18 protein-coding genes and 2 pseudogenes are annotated in these 22,801 nt (G+C 69.6%); 10 read left to right on the top strand and 10 right to left on the bottom strand.

Features of this window, described 5'->3' with window-relative positions; translation table 11 throughout:
* Positions 1-30: 30 nt before the first annotated feature.
* The gene (locus tag K6K41_RS05395) at positions 31-1,626 is read right to left on the bottom strand and encodes a flagellin N-terminal helical domain-containing protein (RefSeq protein WP_261404217.1); all 1,596 of its coding nucleotides are present in this window, start codon (positions 1,624-1,626) and stop codon (positions 31-33) included.
* Positions 1,627-1,939: 313 nt separating this feature from the next.
* On the opposite strand from K6K41_RS05395, the gene K6K41_RS05390 reads away from it, so the two are divergent.
* A complete protein-coding gene (locus K6K41_RS05390; RefSeq protein WP_261404216.1) occupies positions 1,940-3,460 on the top strand; it encodes a sulfatase in 1,521 nt (506 codons plus the stop codon).
* 199 nt (positions 3,461-3,659) lie between these two features.
* Here the strand turns inward: K6K41_RS05390 and K6K41_RS05385 are convergent, their stop codons facing one another.
* From K6K41_RS05385 to K6K41_RS05375, 3 genes are all read right to left on the bottom strand, one after another.
* A complete protein-coding gene (locus K6K41_RS05385) occupies positions 3,660-5,216 on the bottom strand; it encodes a flagellin family protein (protein WP_261404215.1) in 1,557 nt (518 codons plus the stop codon).
* 8 nt (positions 5,217-5,224) lie between these two features.
* The gene (gene flgK, locus K6K41_RS05380) at positions 5,225-7,054 is read right to left on the bottom strand and encodes a flagellar hook-associated protein FlgK (RefSeq protein ID WP_261404214.1); all 1,830 of its coding nucleotides are present in this window, start codon (positions 7,052-7,054) and stop codon (positions 5,225-5,227) included.
* Between the two features lie 146 nt (positions 7,055-7,200).
* The gene (locus tag K6K41_RS05375; protein WP_261404213.1) at positions 7,201-8,562 is read right to left on the bottom strand and encodes a flagellar hook protein FlgE; all 1,362 of its coding nucleotides are present in this window, start codon (positions 8,560-8,562) and stop codon (positions 7,201-7,203) included.
* A gap of 329 nt (positions 8,563-8,891) precedes the next feature.
* Between K6K41_RS05375 and K6K41_RS05370 the strand changes: the two genes are divergently transcribed.
* A complete protein-coding gene (locus K6K41_RS05370) occupies positions 8,892-10,082 on the top strand; it encodes a PQQ-dependent sugar dehydrogenase (RefSeq protein ID WP_261404212.1) in 1,191 nt (396 codons plus the stop codon).
* Positions 10,083-10,152: 70 nt separating this feature from the next.
* Here K6K41_RS05370 and K6K41_RS05365 read toward each other — a convergent pair whose 3' ends face one another.
* The 6 genes and pseudogenes from K6K41_RS05365 to flgF form a co-directional block, all read right to left on the bottom strand.
* Positions 10,153-10,575 (bottom strand): N-acetylmuramoyl-L-alanine amidase, encoded by a 423-nt coding sequence (locus K6K41_RS05365; protein WP_261404211.1) that lies wholly within the window; start codon positions 10,573-10,575, stop codon positions 10,153-10,155.
* Between the two features lie 59 nt (positions 10,576-10,634).
* On the bottom strand, positions 10,635-10,760 hold the full coding sequence (locus tag K6K41_RS05360) for a hypothetical protein (RefSeq protein WP_261404210.1): 126 nt from the start codon (positions 10,758-10,760) through the stop codon (positions 10,635-10,637).
* A gap of 287 nt (positions 10,761-11,047) precedes the next feature.
* A complete protein-coding gene (gene flgH, locus K6K41_RS05355; RefSeq protein WP_261404209.1) occupies positions 11,048-11,815 on the bottom strand; it encodes a flagellar basal body L-ring protein FlgH in 768 nt (255 codons plus the stop codon).
* 11 nt (positions 11,816-11,826) lie between these two features.
* The gene (gene flgA / locus K6K41_RS05350) at positions 11,827-12,786 is read right to left on the bottom strand and encodes a flagellar basal body P-ring formation chaperone FlgA (RefSeq protein ID WP_261404208.1); all 960 of its coding nucleotides are present in this window, start codon (positions 12,784-12,786) and stop codon (positions 11,827-11,829) included.
* Between the two features lie 5 nt (positions 12,787-12,791).
* Positions 12,792-13,578 (bottom strand): annotated as a pseudogene (gene flgG, locus K6K41_RS05345) (flagellar basal-body rod protein FlgG).
* A 31-nt stretch (positions 13,579-13,609) separates the two neighbouring features.
* Positions 13,610-14,353 carry a flagellar basal-body rod protein FlgF gene (gene flgF, locus K6K41_RS05340; protein WP_261404207.1) on the bottom strand — a complete coding sequence of 248 codons (744 nt, stop codon included), beginning with the start codon at positions 14,351-14,353 and terminating at the stop codon, positions 13,610-13,612.
* A gap of 299 nt (positions 14,354-14,652) precedes the next feature.
* Here flgF and K6K41_RS05335 point away from each other — a divergent pair, with 299 nt between their 5' ends.
* The 8 genes and pseudogenes from K6K41_RS05335 to K6K41_RS05300 all read left to right on the top strand — a co-directional run bounded on the left by K6K41_RS05335 (position 14,653) and on the right by K6K41_RS05300 (position 22,759).
* Entirely contained in the window at positions 14,653-15,210 is a 558-nt protein-coding gene (locus tag K6K41_RS05335; RefSeq protein ID WP_261404206.1) for a flagellar basal body-associated FliL family protein, read from the top strand.
* A gap of 19 nt (positions 15,211-15,229) precedes the next feature.
* Complete coding sequence (gene fliM, locus K6K41_RS05330; protein ID WP_261404205.1) at positions 15,230-16,375, top strand: flagellar motor switch protein FliM; 1,146 nt, start codon at positions 15,230-15,232, stop codon at positions 16,373-16,375.
* A complete protein-coding gene (locus K6K41_RS05325) occupies positions 16,375-16,935 on the top strand; it encodes a DUF6468 domain-containing protein (RefSeq protein WP_261404204.1) in 561 nt (186 codons plus the stop codon). The genes fliM and K6K41_RS05325 overlap by 1 nt, the downstream gene beginning before the upstream one ends.
* Positions 16,932-17,654, top strand: a complete 723-nt coding sequence (locus K6K41_RS05320; RefSeq protein ID WP_261404203.1) for a MotE family protein — start codon at positions 16,932-16,934, stop codon at positions 17,652-17,654. The genes K6K41_RS05325 and K6K41_RS05320 overlap by 4 nt, the downstream gene beginning before the upstream one ends.
* A 423-nt stretch (positions 17,655-18,077) precedes the next feature.
* A pseudogene (locus K6K41_RS05315) lies at positions 18,078-18,367 on the top strand (GIY-YIG nuclease family protein).
* A gap of 499 nt (positions 18,368-18,866) precedes the next feature.
* The gene (locus K6K41_RS05310) at positions 18,867-20,696 is read left to right on the top strand and encodes a hypothetical protein (protein WP_261404202.1); all 1,830 of its coding nucleotides are present in this window, start codon (positions 18,867-18,869) and stop codon (positions 20,694-20,696) included.
* On the top strand, positions 20,696-22,357 hold the full coding sequence (locus K6K41_RS05305) for a hypothetical protein (RefSeq protein WP_261404201.1): 1,662 nt from the start codon (positions 20,696-20,698) through the stop codon (positions 22,355-22,357). The genes K6K41_RS05310 and K6K41_RS05305 overlap by 1 nt, the downstream gene beginning before the upstream one ends.
* A gap of 198 nt (positions 22,358-22,555) precedes the next feature.
* Positions 22,556-22,759 carry a hypothetical protein gene (locus K6K41_RS05300; protein ID WP_261404200.1) on the top strand — a complete coding sequence of 68 codons (204 nt, stop codon included), beginning with the start codon at positions 22,556-22,558 and terminating at the stop codon, positions 22,757-22,759.
* Positions 22,760-22,801 lie beyond the last annotated feature (42 nt).

The raw sequence follows: 22,801 nt of genomic DNA, 5'->3' as shown, positions 1-22,801 counted from the left end.
GCCCTTCTTTCGTTTCGGAGGAGGCGTCGATCAGCGGAGAAGCTGAAGGACGTTCTGCTCCTGGCTGGTCGAGATCGACAGCGCCGAGACGATGAGCGACTGGCGGGTCTGGAGGGTCGCCAGGTTCGCGGCTTCGGCGTTGGTGTCGGCCGAGGTGAGGGCGGCGGAGCCGTCCTCGAGCGTGCCGATCATGTCCTTCGTGAAGTCCTGACGGGTCTGGACGATCTGCAGCTGCGAGCCGAACTTCGAGGACTGGGTCTCGAGCTTCGACGAGACGTCGTCGAGAGCGCTGAGAACGTCGTTGATCGAGTTCGAGTCGTAGAAGTCGATGTTCTGCAGGTCGCCGAGCTGGAGGCCCGTGGCGTCGAACTGCACGCCCTTGACGTTCAGGTTGGACGAGCCGTCCTCGTTGAACACGATGTCGAGGTCGTCGCCGTTCAGAAGGTTCACGCCGTTGTAGCTGGCGTCCTTCGCGAGCGTCGAGATCTGCTTCAGCGCGTTGTTGTAGTCCTTGACGAAGCTGTCACGGACGTCCTTGCCGGCGCCGCCCACGACGGGCGTCGAGAAGGTCGCCGCGCCGTTGAAGGCCTGGCCGGTGGCGACAGCCGAGCCGGTCAGCGTCGCCGGGGTGGAGTCGGCGGCGGCGTTCGTGGTCTGCAGCGTCAGCGTGCCCTTCTTGGTCGCGGGGTCGACGGCCACCGTGCCCTGAAGGTCAATGTTGTTGTCGTCGAAGAACTTGTTCAGCTTGTCGAGGGTGTCGATGCCGCCGCGCGAGAAGGTCACGGTGCGGTTGACGCCGTTCTTGTCCTGAACCGTCAGCGACTGGTTCTGCAGGTTGACGTCGGTCGGGGCGGTGCGCGCCGTGGTGCCGGCGGTGAGGCCGAGCTTGGCGAGCGTGCCGGTGCTGCCCGAGAGCGTCAGATCCTGGTTGGTGCCGGTCGAGATGCTGATCGCGCCAGCGGTGACCGACGACGCGGTCGAGGCGCCGGTGATGCTGTCGATCTTCTGGATCAGGGTCGTGACGTCGTCGGTGATGTTCACCTGGTTGCCGGTCGCGCCCGAGGACACGAAGTCGATCTTCGTGCCGTTGACCGTGATCGACTCGCCGGCGGCGATGCCGCTGGCCAGGCTGTCCGACGTCGTGCTCGCAGCGCCCGAGAGCTTGGTCGCGCCGGTGATGGCGACGGCCGTGGTGCTGTTGTTGTTGAGGACGGCGGTGCCCGTCGCCGAGTTGTTGGTGAAGGTGCCGCCGATCAGGTTCGACTCGGACAGGTTGGCGATCGCGGCCGAGGTGACCGACGCCTTCGAGGTGACGGCCTGGGTCGACTGCACGGCGCTGCGGGCGGTGGCCTTGAGCGACTCGACGACTTTGCTGATGGCGGTGATGCCGTTGTCCGCGGCCTTCAGCGTCTGGACCGAGTTCGAGACCGAGTCGAGCAGGTTGTTAAAGGTGCTCGCGCGGCGGTCGAGGGCCTGAGAGGTGAAGAAGCTCGCCGGATTGTCGAACGCCGAGTTGACCTTCTTGCCGGTCGAGAGGCGTTCTTCGGTGCGGTTCATGAGGTCCGTCGTCGACTGCAGGGTGCGCAGGTTCGAGCGAACGGCGGAATTGAGGGTGATCTCAGCCATGGTAGTTCTCCTGTCCTAGGAGTTTTGAAGCGCCTCGTCCTGAAGCACGTGCGGACAATCGGGCCCGGCCCTCTAAGCAGGAGTTAATTCGACCTCCGGGATTCCACGGCTTCGCGCCAAAGCGAGCCGTATGGTTAATGGAGCGTTTTCAAGGCCTTGGCGTCATGTTTGGCCGCATGGCCGCGACGGTCGCCCAGCCCCAAGAAACGCAGGCATGCCAGGCCAAAGGCGACATACAAAATACTAAATCAATAGACATTATATAAAAACTTGCTAGCGTCCGCCGTCCTGCGGTTTTGGGGGGAGCGCGGACGTGGAACCACTCACTCGGCGGCGGTTGCTCGTTAACGGAGCCGAGGCCGCGGCCGGCGCGGCCCTCGGCGCGGCGGCGATGGCGGCGCCTGCGGTCGCCAGGGCCCCGAAAGGCGGCGACCGGCCGAACGTCTTCTTCGTCGCGATCGACGACATGAACGACTGGACCGGGTGGCAGGGCGGCTATCCGCTCGCCTCCACGCCCAATCTCGACCGGCTGGCGGGGCAGGGCGTCGGCCTCCACCGCGCCTATGCCGACGCGCCGGTCTGCCAGGCGGCGCGCGCCGCGGTCCTGTTCGGGCGCTATCCGTGGCGCACCGGCATCTACACCAACGCCTGCTTGAACTGGCCGCGGGTCGCGCCCGACCGCGTCTCGCTCGTGCGCGCCTTCAAGGACGCAGGCTACCTCACGACCTACACCGGCAAGATCCATCACATGGACTGGCGCTGGAACACAGCGCCCAACGATCCCGCCTCATGGACCGACCCGCTGCCGCGGCCGCAATGGGCCGACACCGGCAAGGAGCCGCTGATCTGGCGGGCCGAAGGAACGCGCGAAAAGACCGAGGACATGCGCTGCGCGAGGCTCATGGTGGAGAAGCATCTCTCCAAACGCCACGACCGGCCGTTCTTCGCCGCCTTCGGCCTGCGCAAGCCTCATCCCAAATGGGTCGCGCCGCAGACCTATTTCGACCGCTTCCCCCAAGCCGACGAGATGCCGTACCCGCTCGGCGCGCTCGACACGCTTCACAGCGCGATGGCCAGGAACGAGGACGTCAAGGATCTGCCCGAGGCCGGGCGCGCGATGGCGCGGCAGCGCTATTCGGACCATCTCGACATCGCGGGCAAGGGCGCGTGGAAGGCCTATGTGAAGGGCTACCTCGCCTGCATCGCCGAGGCCGACGACGCGATCGGCGTCGCGCTCGACGGGCTGGCGAAGGGCCCGAACGCCTCGAACACGATCGTCGTGGTCTGGAGCGACCACGGCTGGCAGCTCGGCGAGAAGTGCACGTGGCAGAAGTTCACGCTCTGGGAGCGCGCTTTGCGCGTGCCGGTGATCTTCGCCGGCCCGGGCGTGAAGCCGCGGGCGAGCCGCGCGCTGTTTTCGACCACCGACCTCTACAAGACCCTGACGAGCCTGGCCGGCGTCGACCGTCCCGACGACATCGACGGCGCCGACCATGCGGCGTTCCTGAAGGGAAAGGCCAAAAGCGCGCGCGACGCGGTGGTCTCGTCCTGGGCCTTCGACGTCGACGGAGACGATCCGGCGAAGATCTCAAAGGCGCGGCGCGACCTGCATTTCTCGGTGCGCACGGAGAGCCACCGGCTGATCGCCTACGGAAACGGCGACCTCGAGCTCTACGACCACCGCGTCGATCCTTACGAATGGACCAATCTGGCGGAGCGAAAGAGCGAGCGGGACCGGGTCGCGAAGATGCTGGAGCGCGTCCCCAAGACGCCGGCGCCGCCGGCCCTTGGCGCGAAGTCGTCCGAGGTCGCGGCGGCCGACGACGACGACTGAACCGGGCGAGGGGGCGTTTTCCGCCGCGGCTGCGTCTCCCGCCGCCGTCACGCCCGGCGGCGGCCGGGCATCCACGACTTTCTGGGATCGTGGAGCTCTGCGCCGAAGTCGTGGATACCCGCGCTGCGCGCGGGCATGACGGTCCCTCCGCCGTCAGCCCCGGCGCTTAGCACGCCCGCTCACGTCGGCCTCACGTCGTTCAGAGGAAGTTGACGAGCGAGAGCTGGCTGAGGTTCGCGGCCACCTGATAGCTCGCCTGCAGCTGGTTCTGCAGCGACAGGATCTTGGCCGCGACCTCTTCCTTCGACACGTCCTCGACGTTCGAGATCAGGTTTTCGGCCATGGTCTTGGACGCCGAGTGGCGCGTGTTCGCGGCCTTGATGGAGGTCGAGACCTGCGCGAGGTCGACCGCCATCGTCTGGATGTCGCTCGAGGCCTTGGCGTCGCCGAGCGTCGAGACCGTGCGGGTGGCGAGCGCCGCATAACGCCCCTTGGCGTCGGCGTCGTCGGCCGAGAACGTCATGGCGGAGAACACGGCGAGCGTCTGCACCACGCGGCGCGGCCCGTCCTCGTTCGCCCGCGCGCCATAGGCGACGCTGATGCCGTCGTCGATCTTGGCCGCGGCCGTGAGGCGCGGGTCGCCGGCGGCGTCGTCGCCCACATACCAGGCGACCGTCTTGTCGGCCGTGCCGGTCGAATCGAGCGAGGTCGCGGACTGGAGCGCCGCGATGCGCTCGGCGTCGCTTGCATAGGTCCCGTCGAAGCCCGCGACGCGCGAGGGCTCGGCGCCCGGCGCGACGTCGAAGAACTCGGTTCCGGCCTGCATGGCGGACGCCGAGGTGAGCTCGGTCGAGGCCGCGGTCTTGAGCGCGCCGTCGAAGGCCGCCTGCATGTTGGCCGCGGTCTCCTCCGGGGTCGCGCCGATGCGGAACTCGCCCCTCTGGAGCGCGGAGGAGTCGTCGGCTCCCTTGGCCGAAAGCGTGATCTCGGTGGTGGTGCCGTCCGGCATTGTGAGGCCGACGCGCGCCTGGTCGCCGACGTTCGGCTGGCCCGTGAAGCCGAGCGTGACCGCAGGCGGCGTGCCCGTCGGGCCGCTCGCGACGCCGTTGGTCATGGACGAGGAGAGCGAGGTGATCTTGAAGCCGAACGGCCCGGCGCCGGTCTCCGACACCGAGAAGCTTCCGCCGGAGGCGGCCGAGACCGACAGCCGTCCGCGCCCGTCCGCGCCGAGATCGGCGAGCTTGCGCTCGGAGATCACGGTCCGCAGGCCCGCCTTCTGGCCGTCGTCGGCGAGCATCGCCTCGGCCGAGATCACCGGCTTCACGTCGGTCGAGCGGCCGGAGAACGCGTAGCGGCCGCCGACGTCGAGATTGAGCGCGGCGATCGCCTCCTTGAGGTCGACGGCCGCCTGGCTCTGCGCGATCGTGACCGAGCCCGACGTCAGCATGAACTCGTTCGGGTCGGTGAGCTTGTATTCGGCGGCGAGGTCGTCGAGCCGCTCGAGCGTCGTGTTCATCAACGAGACGCGCGTGTTCACCGTCGCGTTGACCGACTGGTAGGACGCGATCTGGCCGAGCTTCGAACGCATCGCGAGCGAGGTCGCGGCGCCGTCGCCCAGGCCCGCATAGCTCTGCGAGGCCTTGCCGGTCGCAAGCTGCACCGACAGGCTGTCGAGGTTCGAGTTGATGTCGGCTAGCGCTCTGGTGAGGCTTGGCCGTCCGATGCCGCTTGCGGCGTAGGGCCCGATCGACGTCATGAGCGCCCTCAGATGTTCATCAGCATGTCCATCATCTCCTTCACGGTGGAGATGACGCGGGCGTTCGCCCCATAAGCGGTCTGGAGCTGGATCAGGCGACCCATCTCCTCGTCGGTGTTGACGCCGGAGGCCGCCGAATAGCTGTCGGTCAGCGTCGAGACGACGAGCGACTGGCCGTCGGCGACGCGGGTCGCCGACGCGCTCGCGCTCGCCTGGTTGGCGATGACGCCGTTTGCGAACTCCGCGATCGAGCCGGTGAAGGGCCGGTTCGTCGAGCCGAGGCCGCTCGAGGCCGAGAAGCTGCGGTCGGCGGTCAGCGCGTCGCGCAGATATTCGGCGCGCGCCGGATCGCCGGCCGCGGTCGTCGCGTCATAGGCCACGAGCTTGGAGTCGTCGGCCAGAAGCGCCGGATTGACCGTGATGCGCGCCGCGAAGCCCGCCTGCTGCGAGCCGCCGTCGAGGCTGCCCGAAAAGGGCTTGGAGCCCGAGCCGTCGACGAACAGCGGAATCGCGAGCCCGTCGCCCGACAGCGCCGTGGCGGTGAGCTTCGAGGAGCCGCCGGCGATCATGAGCGCCGGATCACCGGAGGTGAAGGCGAAGCCGGTCGCGCTCGCGCTCGCGTCGATCGCGATCCCCTTGGCCGCAAGCGCCGCGTCGAGGTCGGCGGCGGCGGTCGGGGAGGAGAAGTCGACGCCGATCACCGTGTCGTTCGGGTCGGCGGTGAGCGCGTCGTCGAGCGGCAGGGCCGACGGGTCGCCGACATTGACGATCGTCACCGACTTCGTGACGCCGCCTGACGTGTAGGAGACGCTCAGCCGGTCGCCGGCGAGCGCGTTCTGCGTCGTGAGGTCGACGCCGCCCGTGATCGCCGTTCCCGCGACCGTCTTCGAGCTGAACGCCTGCGCGAGGTTGGCGGCGAGCTCGTCGAGCTGGCCTTGCGCCTGCGGCAGCGTCTTGTCGCGCAGATCCGCGAGCGACTTCAGCGCGCCGGACCGCAGCGCGCCGTCGGCGAGAAGGTCGGCGGAAAAGCCGGAGGGACGGGTGAGCTTGATGGTTCCGAGCGAGCCGTTCGCGACCGAGTCGCCGGCCACGATCGTCGAGGTCGGCTCGAATTCGAGCGTCGCCGCGACCCCGCCCTCGAACAGCGACAGCCCGCTCTGCGTCTTGATGCGGAGCTGCCCGTCGGCGAGCTCGTCGATCTTGACGTCCATGAGGCCCGACAGCGCGTCGATCGCCTGGTCGCGCTGGTCGAGCAGCCCGGTCGGCGTCTGCCCGTTGGCGCGCGCGACGGTGATGTCCTTGTTGAGCTTCTCGATGGTCTTCAGCGCCGCATTGGCCTGGTCGACCCCCGACTTCATGCCGAGATCGGCCTGCGAGCGGAGCGCCTGCACGTCGGTCGAGGCGGCGTTCAGCTGCTGGGCGAGCGTCTGCGCCGCGGCGAGGACGCCTGCGCGCGTCGCCTGATTGTCGGGCGTCGTCGCGAGCGCGTCGAGCGAGCTCGAGAAGTCCGAGACGAGCGTGTCGAGCGAGAGGTCGCCGCCGGGCGTGCCGAAGGTGGACTGGAGCTGGGAGAGATAGGTGGCGCGGGTCGAGGCGTAGGCCGCGCCCGAGGACTCGGTCCGGAGCTGGCGCTGCAGATAGGCGTCGAGCTCGCGGCGGATGTCGTCGACGCGCACGCCGGTCGTGACGCCGCCCGCCACCGACTGCTCGGTGACGAGGCTGCGCTTGACGTAGCCGACCGTGTTGGCGTTCGCGACGTTGGACGCCACGAGGTCGAGCCCGGCCTGGCTGGCCTTGAGCCCCGACAGGGCTGCGCCGAGCGCGCTCGACAGACCCATTGCCCGTCTCCCGGACTGTCCGGCCGCGCACGTGGCGAGGCCGTTTCAGGACAAAAGGAGACGAAGCGAAAGAAGCCGATTGAGCGTCTTCCGCTCCGTCTCTGGCGAAACGATGATGCCTTACTTTGCCGTCGAGGTGATTTACCTCAGCGGATCATGCTTAACGTTTCCTGAAGCATGTCGTCTGCGGTGGAGACCACGCGCGTGTTGGCCGAGTAGGCCTGCTGGGTGACGATCATCTTCGTGAACTCGTCCGCGATGTCGACGTTCGACAGCTCGATCGCCGAGCCGACGATCGCGCCGGACGCGTCGCCGCTGAGCGGCGCGCCGGAGGCGACCGTCTGGGCGTAGGCGCCGCCGTCGAGATGGGCTAGGCGGTTCTCGGCCGTGAAGGTCACGACCGGGACCTCGAACAAGGTGCGGGTCTTGCCGTTCGAATAGGTCACGTTGACCTTGCCGCCGTCCGCGATCTCGACGCTCTGGGCGGTGCCGGAGGCGTTGCCGTTCTGCGAGATCGCCTTGGTGGTCGTCGTGCCGTTGCTGTCGGCGTACTGGGTCAGCCCCGTGCCGCTGTCGACGCTGACGTTCCCGATGTTCGCGCCGTTCAGCGTCATGCCCGTGATGGTGGTCGAGCCGCCGACCGGCGAGGTCAGCGCGCCCTTGGCGTCGAAGCTGTAGTCGCCGACCTTGGTCCAGGCCGTGTCGGTCCCGGTCGCGTTGGTGTCGGACTGGTAGAACATCGCCCAGGTGTCTTCGGTCGGCGGCGTCGCCGTCGGGTCGCCGTTCGCGGTCTTGCCCCAGCGGAACTGCACGTCATGCGCGCCGCCGGTGCTGTCGTAGACCGTGATGGCGTCGCCCGGGATCGTGCTCGCCATGAACGCCGTGCTCTGGTCGGCCGTCACGTCGCCGGTGATCGTGCCGTCGAGCAGCCAGGAGTTCGGGTCGGCCGCGTCGTAATTGGTGGTCTGCGGCTCAGTCGGCAGGTTGGCCCGGTAGTTGATCGAGCTGGTGACGGTCGCCGGATAGCTGTCGTTCTGCAGGCGGATCGGCTCGGGCGTCGAGCCGACGCGGTTGCCGGTGACCGGATCAACCGCGATGCCCTTCAGGTAGTAGCCGGCGCCGTTGACCAGATAGCCGTTGCGGTCGAACTCGAAGTCGCCGCGGCGGGTGTAGAGGTCGCCGCTGAAGTCCTGCGAGCCGTTCTGGTCGCCGAGGCTCGAGGCCACGATCAGGAAGCCCTGTCCGTTGACCGCGATCGAGGTGCCAGAGTTCGCGGGCTGCACCACGCCGCCGACATCGTTGGTCTGGCGCGAGAACGCCTGCACCGAGCCCGAGACCTGGCGGCGGAAGTTGAGGTCGCCGCCGAGCACGAGGTCGGCGAAGGAGGTGTCGGTCCGCTTGTAGGCCGCGGTCTGCGAGTTCGCGATGTTGCCCGAAATGTTGTCGAGCGCGAAGGACTGGGCCTGAAGCCCGCTCACCGCGGTCTGCAGAGCGTTGAAGATACCCATTGCCGTCTCCAGAACAGCGACCCCGGACGTGGGCCCCATGGCGCCACGAAAATTCCCGAGATCCCCGGAGCAAGCCGTGGGCCATATTGAAAATCGTTTCGAATCAAAGCCTTATTGGATGGGCGCTTTCGCCGGGTCCATGTAGCCGTTGCCGGGCGGCAAGAACTGCCGGGGCGAAAGCGCCGGGCGCGGCGAGCCTCCATGACACGCGCGTGATCCGTCGTGATTTGATCTCGATCGTCTGGGACATATCTGCCGCCGTGAACGGGACCAGTCGCCATGCGGCGGCTCGCGCCCGACGACCTGACCTTCGGCCAAGGAGCTTCGACATGGCGTTTCCGTACGCTGGCAGGAAAGCGCTGATGGCGGCGGCCGCGGTCGCGGCGGTGGCGGCGGGCGGGGCTTCGCTCGCGCTCGCGCAGTCGAAGAAGCCCTCCGAGGTCGTCGCCTCGGAGAAGCAGTCGTTCTCGATCGAGACGGTGGCCGAGGGGCTGGAGCGGCCCTGGGGCCTCGCCTTCCTGCCCGACGGCAAGATGCTCGTGACCGAAAAGGCCGGGCGCCTGCGCATCGCCTCGCCCGACGGCAAGCTGTCGGCGCCGGTCACCGGCATGCCCAAGGTCGACGCGCGCGGGCAGGGGGGCCTGCTCGACGTCGCGGTCGCGCCGGACTTCGCCGACACGCGCTTCGTCTACTTCACCTTCTCCGAGGCCGGCGAAGGCGGCGTCAACGGCACGGCGCTCGCCCGCGGCAAGCTCGCGGCCAACGGCGCGCGGCTCGAAGACGTTGAGGTGATCTGGCGCCAGGCCCCGAAATACGCCTCCACCAAGCATTTCGGCTCGCGCATCGTCTTCGCCGCCGACAACACGATGTTCGTGACGACCGGCGAGCGCTCGGACCGCGAGTTCCGCGTCAAGAGCCAGGCGCTCGACGAGACGCTCGGCAAGATCGTGCGCCTCACGCGCGAGGGCCAGCCGGCGGCCGGCAACCCCTTCGCCGACGACCCGAAGGCCAAGCCCGAGATCTGGTCCTACGGCCACCGCAACGTTCAGGGAGCGGCCATCAACCCGGCGGACGGCAAGCTCTGGACGACCGAGCACGGCCCGCGCGGCGGCGACGAGCTGAACCGCCCCGAGCCCGGCAAGAACTACGGCTGGCCGGTCATCACCTACGGCAAGGAGTATTCCGGCACCGACATCGGCCCTTCCGAGAAGGAGGGCATGGAGCAGCCGGTGCACTATTGGGTGCCCTCGATCGGCGCCTCGGGCCTCGTCTTCTATACGGGCGACGCCTATCCGGCCTGGAAGGGCTCGGCCTTCGTCGGCGGCCTCGCTATCCCGACGCTCGCGCGGCTCGAGCTCGACGGGGCCAAGGTCACGCATGAGGAGCGCCTGCTCAACGACCTCGGCGAGCGCATCCGCGACGTCCGGCAGGGCCCGGACGGGCTGCTCTACGTCCTCACCGACAGCGAGGAAGGCGGCATCCTGCGCCTGAAGCCGGAAAAGGCGAAGGCGCGGAGCTGAGCGTCGCGTCGACCGCCTAAAGCGGAGCGCGGCATGGCCGCGATCCGCCGTGGCGTGGTCGGGGCGCGGCCTATTTCCGCCCCATGATCTTCCCCGCGACGCTGCCCATCGGGAAAGCGGGACCGGTGTCGACCTTTCTGCCAGGCGACACGTCCTCGTGGCCGAGGACGTCGGCGAACCCGTACTTCTGGTGCAGCGCCACGCCGATCTCGATGACGGCCTCGATCTGATCCGCCGTGTAGCGCTGCCAACCCGCCGGCGTGTTTTCGTGCTTGTGGGTGGCGACGATCACGTCGGCGTCCGGCACGACGTTGTTGGCCCAGTTGCGCCACTTGCCGTCCGCGCCTTTGCTCAGCCTGCCGGCGTTCGCGATCTCGATCCCGATCGAATATTTGTTGAGCCCGTCGAGCCCGCTCCAGGAGCTCTTGCCGGCGTGCCAGGCGATGCGGTTGAACTCGACCATCTGGGTCGTCGCGCCGTCGCGGTCGATCACGAGATGGGCGGAGGCCTGCGCCGCCGGGTTCTGGAACCAGCTGATCGCGCCGTCGGCCCTCAGGCCGCGGTGTAATGCAGGATCAGGTAGAGCGGCTGAAGCGCCGCGCCCCGGTTCGGGCTCGCCACGAAGGGCGCCGGCGCGCCGTTCGCCATCAGCCGGTGATTGTTGACCGAAAACACCATGCGCTCTCCTCCGCGGGCTGGGACGCGCGCCGATTGCGGCTGCGTCTCGAATATCCGTTTAAGTTGTGCAAACTTACAAACACAACTTTAGAGAGCGATAGGGCGTGCGAACACGTACGTAGTCGGGCCCGGCGTCGCCGGCCTCGTCGGACGGAAACGCCGACGGCCGCCGGGGGGAGCCGGCGGCCGCGGTCGGGCGGACGTTTCGGGCGGGTGGACGCCCGAAAGGCCGCGGTCCGCGGGAGCTGGGTGGAGCCGCTCCCGCGAAGTTCGATGCGTCGGATGGGTCAGAAGGGCAGCAGCACGTCCATCACCTGCTGGCCGTAGCGCGGCTGCTGCACGTCGGTGATCTGGCCGCGGCCGCCATAGGCGATGCGGGCCTGGGCGATCTTCTCCGACGGGATCGTGTTGTCGGCGTCGATGTCCTCGGTGCGCACGATGCCCGCGACGATCAACTCGCGGATCTCGAAGTTCACCCGGATCTCCTGCTTGCCCTCGATGACGAGCGAGCCGTTCGGGAGCACCTGGGTCACGACCGCGGCGACGTTGGTGGTCAGCGTCTCCTTGCGGTCGACCGAGCCTTCGCCCGCGCTCGAGGAGCTCGAGGAGGCGTTGGCGAGGTTCGAGGGATCGAACCCACCCGGCATGATCTTGGCGACCTTGGTCTCGAAACCGAGCAGGTTGTTGACGCCGGACTGCTCGGCGTTGGTGCGCGAGCGCTTGGTGGCGTTCTCGATCTCGGCCTTGTCGGCGATGTTGACCTTCACGGTCAGCAGGTCGCCGACCTGCTTGGCGCGAGGATCCTTGAAGAAGCCCTTGGCCCCGCCGCGCCACAGCGAGTTCGGCGCGTAGGAGACCGGCACGGCTTCGGGCATCGGCATCGACACCTTCTTGTAGCCGGGCTGGGTGGTCGGGTTGTCGATCGCCGACAGCGCCGGCTCCTTGCCGATCTGGGAGAGGCGGTCGGCCGTGTTGCAGGCGGCGAGCGGCGCCGCGGAGCAGGCGAGCAGGGCGAGAAGGGCGAGGCGACGCCCGGAAAACTGACGCGTGGACATGGGAGCCTTCCTCAGCGACGGGCGAGGGCGGTCGGGGCGGAGGTCACGGTCACTTCGGAGGGACCGGTGACCACGCCGTTCACGACGCGCTTCGATTGCAGGTTCTGGACGGTGATGAGGTCGCCGGCGGCGCCGGCGGCGAGCGCCTTGGCCTTGAGCGAGAGCGAGACGCCCGACGTGGCGTAGATGAGCGTGACGAAGGCGCCGCGCTCGACATGCTGCGGGCGCATCAGGTCGCCCGAGCGCAGCGGCTGGTCTTCGCGAAGCGCGCGCTTGGCCGCGAGCCCCGCGACCTCGGTCGGGCGAAGCGCGTCCTGCGCCTGCGCCTTGGGGCGGCGGTCGGCGCGCACGTCGGCGGCCGAGACGATGTCGCCGCGCGACAGCGCGCGGGAGAGCGTGGCGACCTCGACGGTCTCGACGGCCGCGCCGGTGACGCGGATCGGCGCCGTCCCGCGGGCCGCGCCCGCGACCTGGAGCAGCGCGTCGAACCGGCCGGTCTTGAGATCGACGACGAAGCGCGCGACCTCGAGCGCGCCGGAGACGCCGGCGTCGAGATGGACGGCCGCCATTTCCGGATCGAGCGTGGTCTCGACGGCCTCGACGTCGCAGCCATAGTCGGTGGCGGCGCGCGCGGTGATCGCGCCGGTCATCTGCTCGAGGCTGACCTCGCGGCTCGCGCGGGTGACGAACACCTCGCGCACGCCGTTGGCCTCGACGCCCTGGACGCCGGCGCGGCGGGCGGCGGCGATGGCGGCGGCGGCCGGCAGCGGGCCGGTCTGGCCGGGATCGGGCGCGCGGAACAGCGCCACGCCCTCGAGGCCGTGGGCGCCGTCGATCAGGTCGCCGACGGTGACGATCTCGCCCGAGACCAGCGCCTCGGCGCGCAGCGTCGGCTGCGCGAAAGCGGGCGAGGAAAGCGCAGGCAGGGCGAGGACGGGGAGAAGCGCGAGCGCGCAGGCGAAGCGGGTCATGGTCCTCACCGCATCATCGACGAAGCGTTCTGGAGCATCTGGTCGGCCGAGGAGATCACCTTCGAGTTCATCTCGTAGGCGCGCTGGGCGGCGATCAGGTCGGAGATTTCGGTCACGGCGTTGACGTTGGACTGTTCGAGATAGCCCTGCAGCAGCGTGCCGAAGCCTTCGCCGCCGGGAACGTCCTGGAGCGGCGCGCCGCTCGCCTCGGTCTCGAGGAACAGGTTGTCGCCCTTGGCCTCGAGGCCCGACTTGTTGATGAAGCGGCGAGCTGGAGCTGGCCGAGCGCCTGCGGCGCGGTCTGGCCCGCCACCGTCGCCTCGACCTGGCCGGCCGCGCTGATCGCGACCGAGATCGTGTTGTTCGGCACCGTGATGCCGGGCGAGACCGTGTAGCCGTCGGCGGTCACGAGCTGGCCGTTCGGGTCGAGCTCGAACGAGCCGTCGCGGGTGTAGGCGGTGGTGCCGTCCGGCAGCTCGACCTGGAAGAAGCCCTCGCCGCGGATGGCGACGTCGTAGGTCTTCTCGGTCGGCGAGACGGTGCCCTGGCTCATGACGCGGGGCGTGGCGACGAGCTTCACGCCCGAGCCGATGTCGACGCCGGTCGGCAGCACGGTGCCGGCGTCCGAGCTCGACGAGCCGACGCGGCGCATCGACTGGTAGAGCAGGTCCTGGAACTCGGCCCGCTGGCGCTTGAAGCCGGCGGTGCGCATGTTGGCGATGTTGTTCGAGATGAGCTCGACGTTGAGCTCCTGGCCGCCATGCCCGAAGAGGCGGTGTACAGCGCGCGCATCAGGCGGCTCCTGCGGTGTTGGAGGCGGCGGTCACGACGGCACCTCGGCGAGCTTCTCGATCGCGGCGCGGCGGATCTCGTCCTGCTTTGACAGGAGCGAGGTCACGCTCTCATAGGCGCGGGTCACCTCGACGAGGCGGCTCATCTCCGCGACCGGCTTGACGTTAGACTTCTCGATCGCGCCCTGGACGATGCGGACGCGGGCGGTGGCTTCCTGCGGCTCGGCGTCGGAGCGGAACAGGCTCGCGCCTTCCTTGGAGAGGTCCTGCAGGCTCGAGAACCGCGCCACGCGGAGCTTTCCGCGCACGCCCTCGTTGGTCGAGATCGTGCCGTCGGAGGAGATCGTGAGCCCGCGCTCGTTGGGGCCGAGCTGGATCGGGCCGGAGGTCGAGAGCACGCGGGCGCCCTCCGACGTCACCAGCACGCCCTGCGAGTTGATCTGGAACGCGCCGTTGCGGGTGTAGCGGGTCCCGCCCGCGCCCTCGACCACGAAGAAGCCCTCGCCGTCGATCGCGACGTCGGTGTCGGCGCCTGTGGTCTGGATCGCGCCGGCGGTCTGGTCGTGCCAGGTGGCGAGATCCTCGACGAAGGACAGCGTGCGGTCGCGGCGCTGGAACGTGTCGTCCCGCGCCTTGGGCATCAGATACTCGCCGAACGTCATCTCCTCGGCCTTGAAGCCAGAGGTGTTCATGTTGGCGACGTTGTTCGAAATCACGTCGAGCTCGCGCCGCAGGGCGACCTGCCGCGACAACCCGACAAGAGAGGCGTTTTCCACCACACGCTCCCGAGCCGCTGTCTTAACGACGTTCGCCTGTCCTTCCCCGACCTGCGATCCGTCGCCAGAACCATTGCAGCCGGCGTGCCAGATGGATGAATCGTTCGAATTTGAACGAAAATTCAGAGAAACCCACCCGGCAGAAACAGGTCGCGGCCGCCCGCCCGGCGCAATTTGCCCGGCAGCTTTTGCCGGGTCGCAAGGCTTCGTTAACCTTTGGGACCTATCCGTTAACCATGGCCGGCGAACCCGTCGGCGGCGACGGAGCGCGGCGTCATCCACGCCGCGGAGGCTTTGACATGGCGGACGAGAACGAAGCCGGCGCGGCCGCCGAGGGCAAGCCCAAGTCGAAGAAGAAGCTCATCATCATCGCGGGCGCCGCGGCCGCCGCGCTGCTCATCGGCGGCGGCGGCGCGTTCTTCATGATGAAGGGCGGCAAGGAGGACGGCCACGGCGAGGCCCACGCCGAGGCCTCGGGCGGCCACGGCGAGGAGAAGGCCGAGGGCGGCCACGGCGGCGGCCATGGCGAAAAGGGAGCCGAGACCGCAGGCGCGGCCTTCGTCGACCTGCCGGAGATGACCGTGAACCTCGCCACCGTCGACCGCGAGAAGCAGCGCTACGTGCGCCTGTCGGTCGCGCTCGAGGTCGACGAGGCGAAGTCCGCCGAGACCATCAAGCCGATGATGCCGCGCGTGCTCGACAGCTTCCAGACGCATCTGCGCGAGCTCCGGCCCGACGACATCCGCGGCTCCTCCGGGGTGTATCGCCTCAAGGAAGAGCTGCTGCGCCGCGTCAACACCGCGGTGGCGCCGGCCAAGGTCGACGCCGTTCTGTTCAAGGAAATCATCGTCCAGTAGGGCGGCGGGGCTTAAAGTTATGGCCGGCGGAACCCAGAGCGACGACGACATTGCGGCCGAATGGGAGGCCGCGCTCTCCGAGCAGGGCGGACCGGCCGCGGCCGATTCGGCCGACTGGAACGCCTCGGCCGAGCCGCCGAGCGCCCGCAAGGCGGTCGACCGCGTGCTCAACCAGGACGAGGTCGACGGCCTTCTCGGCTTCGACCCCAATGCGCTCGGCCTCGCGGACCAGTCCGGGATCCGCGCCATCATCGATTCGGCGCTCGTCTCCTACGAGCGCCTGCCGATGCTCGAGATCGTGTTCGACCGGCTGGTCCGGCTGCTCACGACGAGCCTTCGCAACTTCACCTCCGACAACGTCGAGGTCTCGCTCGACGGGATCAAGTCGGTGCGCTTCGGCGACTATCTGAACTCGATCCCGTTGCCCGCCATCCTCTCGGTGTTCAAGGCCGAGCAGTGGGACGGCTTCGGGCTGATGACGGTGGACAGCGCGCTCACCTATTCGATCATCGACGTGCTGCTCGGCGGGCGGAACGCCTCGGTGAAGATGAAGGTCGAGGGCCGGCCCTACACCACGATCGAGACCTCGATCGTCCAGCGCATGGTCGAGGTCGTGCTCGAAGACGCCGAGGCCGCGTTCCGGCCCGTGACCCCGGTCAGTTTCTCGTTCGACCGGCTCGAGACCAATCCCAAGTTCGCCACCATCACCCGGCCGGCCAACGCCGCGATCCTCGTCACGCTGCGCGTCGACATGGAGGAGCGCGGCGGCGTGATCCACATCGCGATTCCCTACGCCACCATCGAGCCGATCCGCGACGTGCTGATGCAGCAGTTCATGGGCGAGAAGTTCGGCCGCGACGCGACCTGGGAAGGGCATCTGGCGACCGAGATCTGGGCCGCGCGCACCGAGGTCCACGCCGTGCTCTACGACCAGCGGCTGCCGCTCAAGACCATCCTCGACCTCGACGTCGGCGACACGCTGATGCTGGACGTGAAGCCCGACGCGCTCGTCGAGCTGCGCTGCGGCGACGAGGTGCTGACCCATGCGCGCATGGGACGCTCGGGCGAGAAGGTCGCGATCCAGATCGCGGCTCCGCTGCGCCCCTCGCGCACCACGCTCGCGGCCTTCGAGGCGGCGGGCCAGATCCGCAAGGAGGCCTCGTGATGGAGAACGTGGTCGGGCTCGCGATCGAGTCGCTCGTCGCCGTCCTGCTGATCGCCACCATCGCCTATTGCGCGGTGCTCGACCGCAAGCTCCGGCGCCTGCGCGCCGACGAGACCACGATGCGCGACACCATCGTCGAGCTCGTCACCGCGACCCATGCGGCCGAGCGCTCGATCGCGGCGCTGCGCGCCACCGTCTCTCAGAGCGAGGAGACGCTCGCCGACCGTCTCGGCCGCGCCGAGACGCTGTCGGAGCAGATGGCCGGCCAGCTCGGCGAGGGAGAGGCGGTCATCGAGCGCATCGCCAAGATCGCCAAGGCCGCGCGCGACCACGCCCAGCGCGAGGCCGAGACCGCCGAGGTCGAGCGCGTCAAGGCCGCCCGCGAGGAGATCCGCCAGGAGGTGCGCCGCCGCGCCGAGGCCGAGGCCGAGGCCCAGCGCGCCGCCGAGGAGGCGCGCCGCGCCGCCGAAGCCGCGCTCAGCCCCTCGGCCGCGGCCGCCGCCGCCGCTGAAGTCTTCTCCAACCGCATTCGTGCGCTGAGCATGGGGAGCGCCTCGTGAGCGCTGCGTCCCGCATCCGGCTGATGCCGGTCGTCATCACCGCGGCCGCGGCTTTGCTCGGCCTGAAGGCGATCGGGATCGCGACCCACACCAGCTATCTGTTCGTGCCGCCGGCCGCCGCCGCGAGCGCCTCGCACGGCGCCGAAAAGCCTGCGGTGGCCGACGACCACGGCGCCAAGGAAGGCGCGCCCGTCCAGCCGCGTCCGGTCGAGAAGCCGCCGGTCGACGCGAAGGGCGAGCTCACCGTCGAGGAGAGCTCGCAGAAGGCGCTGACCGAGGCGCTGTCGAAGCGGCGCGAGGCGATCGACGCCCGCACCAGCGAGCTCGACATGCGCGAGGCCACGCTCAAGGCGACCGAGAAGCGGCTCGACGATCGCCTCAACGAGCTGAAGCGCCTCGAGCAGGCGATCGGCGACGCCGACAAGCGCCGCGCCGAGCTCGAGCAGACCAAGTTCAAGGAGCTCGTGATCCTTTACGAGGGCATGAAGCCCAAGGAGGCCGCGCGCATCTTCGAGAAGCTCGACGCCCAGGTTCTGCTCGACGTCGCCTCGCGCATGAAGCCGCGCACGCTTTCGGTGGTGATGGGCGTGATGGAGCCCGACGCCGCGCAGAAGCTGACCGTGGCGCTCGCCCGCCGCGAGGCCTCGCCGCCCATCGCCGAGACCGCCTCGGTCTTGCCCGCGGAGCTGCCCAAGATCGAGGGCCGCCCGAACCGCTGAGGGCGCGATGACGGCGGCGGGCGTGATCTCCGAGTTCCGCCACCGTCATGCCCGAGCTTTGCTCGGGTATCCACGACTTGGGCGTAGCGCTCGGCGATCCCGGAAAGTCGTGGATGCCCGGCTGCCGCCGGGCATGACAGTGTTGAGTGTGATCGGCTAGTTCCGCCACCCGTCATGCCCGAGCTTTGCTCGGGTATCCACGACTTGGGCGTAGAGCTTCACGTTCCTAGGACGTCATGGACGCCCGCCCGCCGCCGGGCATGATGGCGGCGGGCGTGATCGGCGAGATCCGCCACCCGTCATGCCCGAGCTTCGCTTGCGTATCCACGACTTGGGCGTAGTGCTCGACGCTCCCGGAAAGTCGCGGCCGCCCGGCCGCCGCCAGACGTTGCGCGCACTCACGAAAGCCAGCAGCATCTGCGGATGTACGCCGCCTTCGCCTACATCATGACCAACCGGAAGGACGGCGTGCTCTATGTCGGCGTCACGAACGACCTTGTCCGCCGCGTCTTCGAGCATCGATCCGGCGCCGCCGAGGGTTTCACCAAGCGCTATGGCCTCAAGGCGCTCGTCTGGTTCGAGGCGCATGACTACATCCGCGCCGCGATCGCGCGCGAGAAGGACCTCAAGCACCTTCGCGGGCGAAGAAGGTGCGCCTGATCCACGACGCCAATCCTGACTGGCGCGACCTCTGGCCGGACATCTGCGCGTAAACCGTTCCACCCGACATGCCCGAGCTTCGCTCGGTATCCACGACTTTGGCGTAGCGCTCGACGATCCCGGAAAGTCATGGACGCCCGGCTGCCGCCGGGCATGACGGCGGCGGATGTGATCGGCCGATTCGGCCATCCGTCATGCCCGAGCTTCGCTCGGATATCCACGACTTCGACGCAGCTCTCGACGATCCCAGAAAGTCGTGGATGCCCGGCTGCCGCCGGGCATGACGGCGGCGGGTGTGATCTGCCGATTCCGCCACCCGTCATGCCCGAGCTTCGCTCGGGTATCCACGACTTCGGCGTAGCGCTCGACGCTCCCGGAAAGTCGCCGACGCCCGGCCGTCGCCGGGCATGACGGCGGTGCATGCGCGATCTCATCGCGTTCGACCTTGAAGCTTCGGGGTCGCGGTAACGTCTCGCCAACGGCTTTCTGTCTTTAGTCGCTCTCTGGACAAGGCGGCGGACGCGCCGCCGTGATGCGACGGGAGCGGGACAGGTGGCGTTTCGGACGCGCGCGGCGATGGCCGGCCTGACGCTCGCGCTCGCGATCGGCGTCTCAGCGCCCGCGATGGCGGCCGCCACGGGCGCCGTCTCGGCCGCGATCGCGCCCGAGGGCTACGCCCGCATCTCCTTCGCGTTCGACCGGCTGCCCAAGCCGAACGTGCGCATCGCGAACTCCATCCTCATCGTCTCCTTCGACGAGCCCGTGACGCTCGACGCCGAGGGCCTGGCGCGCGGCCTCGGCAAGCTCGCGAGCGTCGTGCGCCTCGATCCGGACGGCACCGCGATCCGCATCGCGCTGCAGACGCAGGTCAAGCTCGCGGTCAACGAGGCCGGCGAGACGCTGTTCGTCGACCTGCTGCCGCCGAGCTGGAAGTCGCTGCCGCCGCCGCTGCCCGCCGACGTGATCGCGAACCTCACCCGCGAGGCCCGCGCCGGCCGCGAGCTCCGGGCCGAAGAAGCCCGGCGCGCCGCCCGGCCGCTCGCGCGGCTGACGCTCGAGGGCGCGACCCATCCGACCTTCAACCGGCTCGTGTTCGGCCTCGGCGGCGACGTCGACGTCGACTTCAAGCGGCTCGGCGACAAGGTGCGGGTCGTGATCGGCGCGTCCTATCGATTCGACGCCCCCGCCGCCCGCGCGCTCCTGCCGCTCGACTTCGCGGGGCTCACCTCCGAAAAGCTCGGCGACAAGATCGTGGTGAACGTGCCGGCCAAGGGCGCGGGCGAGGCGAGAGGCTTCCGCGACGGCGACGACTTCATCCTCGACATCGACCGTCCCGCGCCGCGCGCAGAGGGGGCCGACGCCGGCCACGCAGAGACGGGCCACGCCGAGACCGCGCATGACGCGGCCGCCGCGGCCCCGGCGGCGACGCTCGCCGCCGCCACCCCCGCGGAGGCCGCCGCCGCGCTCTCCGCCGCCGCGCACCCGCAGCCGGCGATGACGGCCGCGCATGACGCCGCGCCGCCTTCGCCCCAAGAGACTGAGCGCGAGTCGGCCGCTCACGGGCCGGACGCCGCCGCCGCGCCCGGCGTGGCGGCGCATGACGAGCCCGCCGCGCCCTCCGCCGCCCCATCCGCCGCGCCGAGCGCCGTCCCCGCCGCCGCCGCCGGCGTCGGCGAGGTCCGGATGGCCGGCCACACCGCCCGGCTAGTCTTGCCCTTCGCCCGTCCGGTTCCGGCCGCGATCTTCCGGCGCGGACGCACATTGTGGGGCGTCTTCGACGACGTCGCGCCGCTCGACCTTTCGGCTTTCACCCGCGATTCCAAGGGCTTGGTGACGGCCGTTTCGCAGAGCGCGCTCGATCGCGGGCGCGTCGTGCGGATGACGCTCTCCGACGACGTGCTCGTCTCCGCCCAGGCCGACGGCGCGAGCTGGATCGTCTCGCTCGGCGACGAGGTGCTCAGCCGCTCGGGCGTCGTCGATTTGAAGCCGAGCTTCGACCGCGACGGCCGCGCCGCCATGCAGGCGGATGCGCCAGGCCTTGGAACCGTAAGGACAATTCCCGATCCGGAGGTCGGCGACGAGCTCACCGTGGCGACGCTTGCGGGCCCGGCCCGGGGCGCGGAACGGCCGCGCAGCTTCGTCGAGTTCCAGTCGCTCGCCACCGCGCACGGCCTCGCCTTCCTGCTCGGCGCCGACGACGCCCGCGTGGTCGGCGCCTCGACCAGCTCTTCGTCGAGCGCGACGGCGGCCTCACGCTCTCGGCCGCCGACGCGACCGCGGACGCCACGCCCAAGCGCAAGAACGACAACGGGGTCACGCTCGGCGCCGAGACCTGGGCGGCCGACAACCAGAAGCCCTTCGCCGAACGCGAGAACGAGCTGATGGGCGCAGCCGCCATGGCCCCGGTCGACGACCGGCAGGAGGCGCGCCTCGATCTCGCGCGGTTCTATCTGGCGCGCCAGCGTCCGGCCGACGCCAAGGCCGTCCTCGGCGCGATCGTCGACGACGGCGGCCTGAGCGAGCGCGACGAGCGGCTCTCGATCATGCGCGCGGCGGCCGAAGTCGGCCTCGGGCGGGCCAAGGAAGCGCGTGCGATTCTCGCCGCGCCGTCGCTGCGCCTGCCGTCCGAGGCCGCGCTGTGGCGCGCCGCCGCGGAGGCGGAGGACGGCCAGACCGGCATGGCCCGGGTCTCGCTCAAGCGCGGCGCGCCCGCGCTCGACGACCTGCCGCCGGAGCTGCAGGCGCGCTTCGTCGGCCTCGACGTGACGCTCGCCCTCGACGCCGGCGACGCCGCGACCGCCGCGGCGGAGTTCGAAAAGCTCGACGTTCTCCCCGCGATCGACGGCGTCGCGCAGCGCGACCTCGTGCGCGCCCGTCTCGCCGAGGCGCTCGGTCGCGCCGACCGGGCGATCGCCTCCTATGAGAGCCTCGCCAAACGCGCCGGCGGCGCCGCGGGCGCGGAGGCGGACCTTCGTGGCGTCGAACTTGGCCTGAAGACCGGCAAGATCGACGCCCCGGCCGCGATCGACCGGCTCGAGCGGCTCGTGACGGGGTGGCGGGGCGACTGGATCGAGGCCTCCGCGCTGTCGCGTCTGATCCAGCTCTACGCCGACGCCGCGCGCTGGCGCGACGCGTTCTCGACCCTGCGCGTCGCCGTCCAGGCCTTCCCGGACGCCGACGGCACCCGCGCGCTCCAGGACAAGATGCAGGAGCGCTTCACCGACCTTTTCCTGGGCGCCGGCGCCGAAACCTTGCCGAAGCTCGACGCCCTCGCATTGTTCTACGACTTCAAGGAGATGAGCCCGGGCGGCAAGCGCGGCGACGAGCTCGTGCGCCGTCTCGCCGACAAGCTCGTCGAGGTCGACCTGTTCGACCAGGCCGCAGACCTGCTCCAGTACCAGATCGACAACCGCCTTGCCGGGGCGGCTCGCGCCCAGGTCGCGGCGCGCGCGGCCCTCGTCGACATGATGAACGGCAAGCCCGCCAAGGCGCTCGAGGTGCTGCGCAAAACGCGCCAGGCGGACCTGCCGGGCTCGCTTCTGCGCACGCGCCTGCGGCTCGAGGCGAGGGCGCTCGCCGAAACCGGCCGCGTCGACCTCGCGCTCGAGATCGCCGACGGGCTCGAGGGGCCGGAGGCCTCCCGGTTGAAGGCCGACATCCTCTGGGCGGCCCGGCGCTGGCCGGAGGCCGGCGAGGCGCTCGAAACGGCGCTCGGCTCCGCCTGGCGTGCGCCGTCGCCGCTCGACGCCAGCCAGCGCAGCGACGTGATGCGCGCCGCGATCGCGCTGTCGCTCGCCGAGGACGGGTTCGGGATCGACCGCCTGCGCCAGAAGTTCTCGGCCAAGATGGCCGACGGCCCGCAAGCCTCGGCCTTCGAGGTCGTGACCGCGCCGATCGAAGCGCGGGGCGACGCCTTCCGGGAAATCGCGCGGACCGTCGCCGCCAGCGCGTCGTTCGACGCCTTCATGAAGGAATATCGCGCCCGCGGGGCCGAGGAGGCGGCGGCGGCCGCTCCCTCGGGCGCGCAACCCCCGAAGGCCTGATGATCTTGGCGGCGCGGAACACGGTCCTGCGAGCCAAGACTTATTTCCCGCTTAAGGCGTCGAAAGACGTGGTGCGACAGGCTCCGCCATGCGAGAATCCTTCATCGCTGGGCATCGCTTCATGGCCGCCAGCGACTGAGAGTCGGGCTAGGCCTTGGGCTTCGTCCGCGCTCCCGCCGTTCGGCCCGGGAGCGCTCCATGTCGTATTACCGGCTCTATTTTTTAAGTCCGGACAACCGGATCTCGCGCTTTGTCGAGCTGTTTCACGACAGCGACCAGCAGGCGCTCGACGACGCCCGCGGTCATGTCGGCGGCGAGGCGATGGAGCTGTGGAACCAGGAACGGTTCGTGGCGCGTATCCCGGCTGAGGAAATGACCGCCAAGTCAGGCGCGCCCGCCTAGGTCTCTCCTTGCGAGGGCCGTTCCGACGGGTCTCGTTTCGCC

It is taken from the genome of Chenggangzhangella methanolivorans (genome assembly GCF_019797865.1).
GTDB lineage: Bacteria > Pseudomonadota > Alphaproteobacteria > Rhizobiales > Methylopilaceae > Methylopila > Methylopila methanolivorans.
Note: the sequence above shows the minus strand (reverse complement) of the source record. Positions and strands in the feature narration are given on the sequence as shown.

What these genes read in the sequence shown, in the direction of transcription:
- K6K41_RS05395 (WP_261404217.1), bottom strand. Translation starts at nt 1,626, where the DNA reads ATGGCTGAGATCACCCTCAATTCCGCCGTTCGCTCGAACCTGCGCACC.
- K6K41_RS05385 (WP_261404215.1), bottom strand. Translation starts at nt 5,216, where the DNA reads ATGACGTCGATCGGGCCCTACGCCGCAAGCGGCATCGGACGGCCAAGC.
- flgK (WP_261404214.1), bottom strand. Translation starts at nt 7,054, where the DNA reads ATGGGTCTGTCGAGCGCGCTCGGCGCAGCCCTGTCGGGGCTCAAGGCC.
- K6K41_RS05375 (WP_261404213.1), bottom strand. Translation starts at nt 8,562, where the DNA reads ATGGGTATCTTCAACGCTCTGCAGACCGCGGTGAGCGGGCTTCAGGCC.
- K6K41_RS05370 (WP_261404212.1), top strand. Translation starts at nt 8,892, where the DNA reads ATGGCGTTTCCGTACGCTGGCAGGAAAGCGCTGATGGCGGCGGCCGCG.
- K6K41_RS05360 (WP_261404210.1), bottom strand. Translation starts at nt 10,760, where the DNA reads ATGGTGTTTTCGGTCAACAATCACCGGCTGATGGCGAACGGCGCGCCG.
- flgH (WP_261404209.1), bottom strand. Translation starts at nt 11,815, where the DNA reads ATGTCCACGCGTCAGTTTTCCGGGCGTCGCCTCGCCCTTCTCGCCCTG.
- flgA (WP_261404208.1), bottom strand. Translation starts at nt 12,786, where the DNA reads ATGACCCGCTTCGCCTGCGCGCTCGCGCTTCTCCCCGTCCTCGCCCTG.
- K6K41_RS05335 (WP_261404206.1), top strand. Translation starts at nt 14,653, where the DNA reads ATGGCGGACGAGAACGAAGCCGGCGCGGCCGCCGAGGGCAAGCCCAAG.
- fliM (WP_261404205.1), top strand. Translation starts at nt 15,230, where the DNA reads ATGGCCGGCGGAACCCAGAGCGACGACGACATTGCGGCCGAATGGGAG.
- K6K41_RS05325 (WP_261404204.1), top strand. Translation starts at nt 16,375, where the DNA reads ATGGAGAACGTGGTCGGGCTCGCGATCGAGTCGCTCGTCGCCGTCCTG.
- K6K41_RS05305 (WP_261404201.1), top strand. Translation starts at nt 20,696, where the DNA reads ATGGGCGCAGCCGCCATGGCCCCGGTCGACGACCGGCAGGAGGCGCGC.
- K6K41_RS05300 (WP_261404200.1), top strand. Translation starts at nt 22,556, where the DNA reads ATGTCGTATTACCGGCTCTATTTTTTAAGTCCGGACAACCGGATCTCG.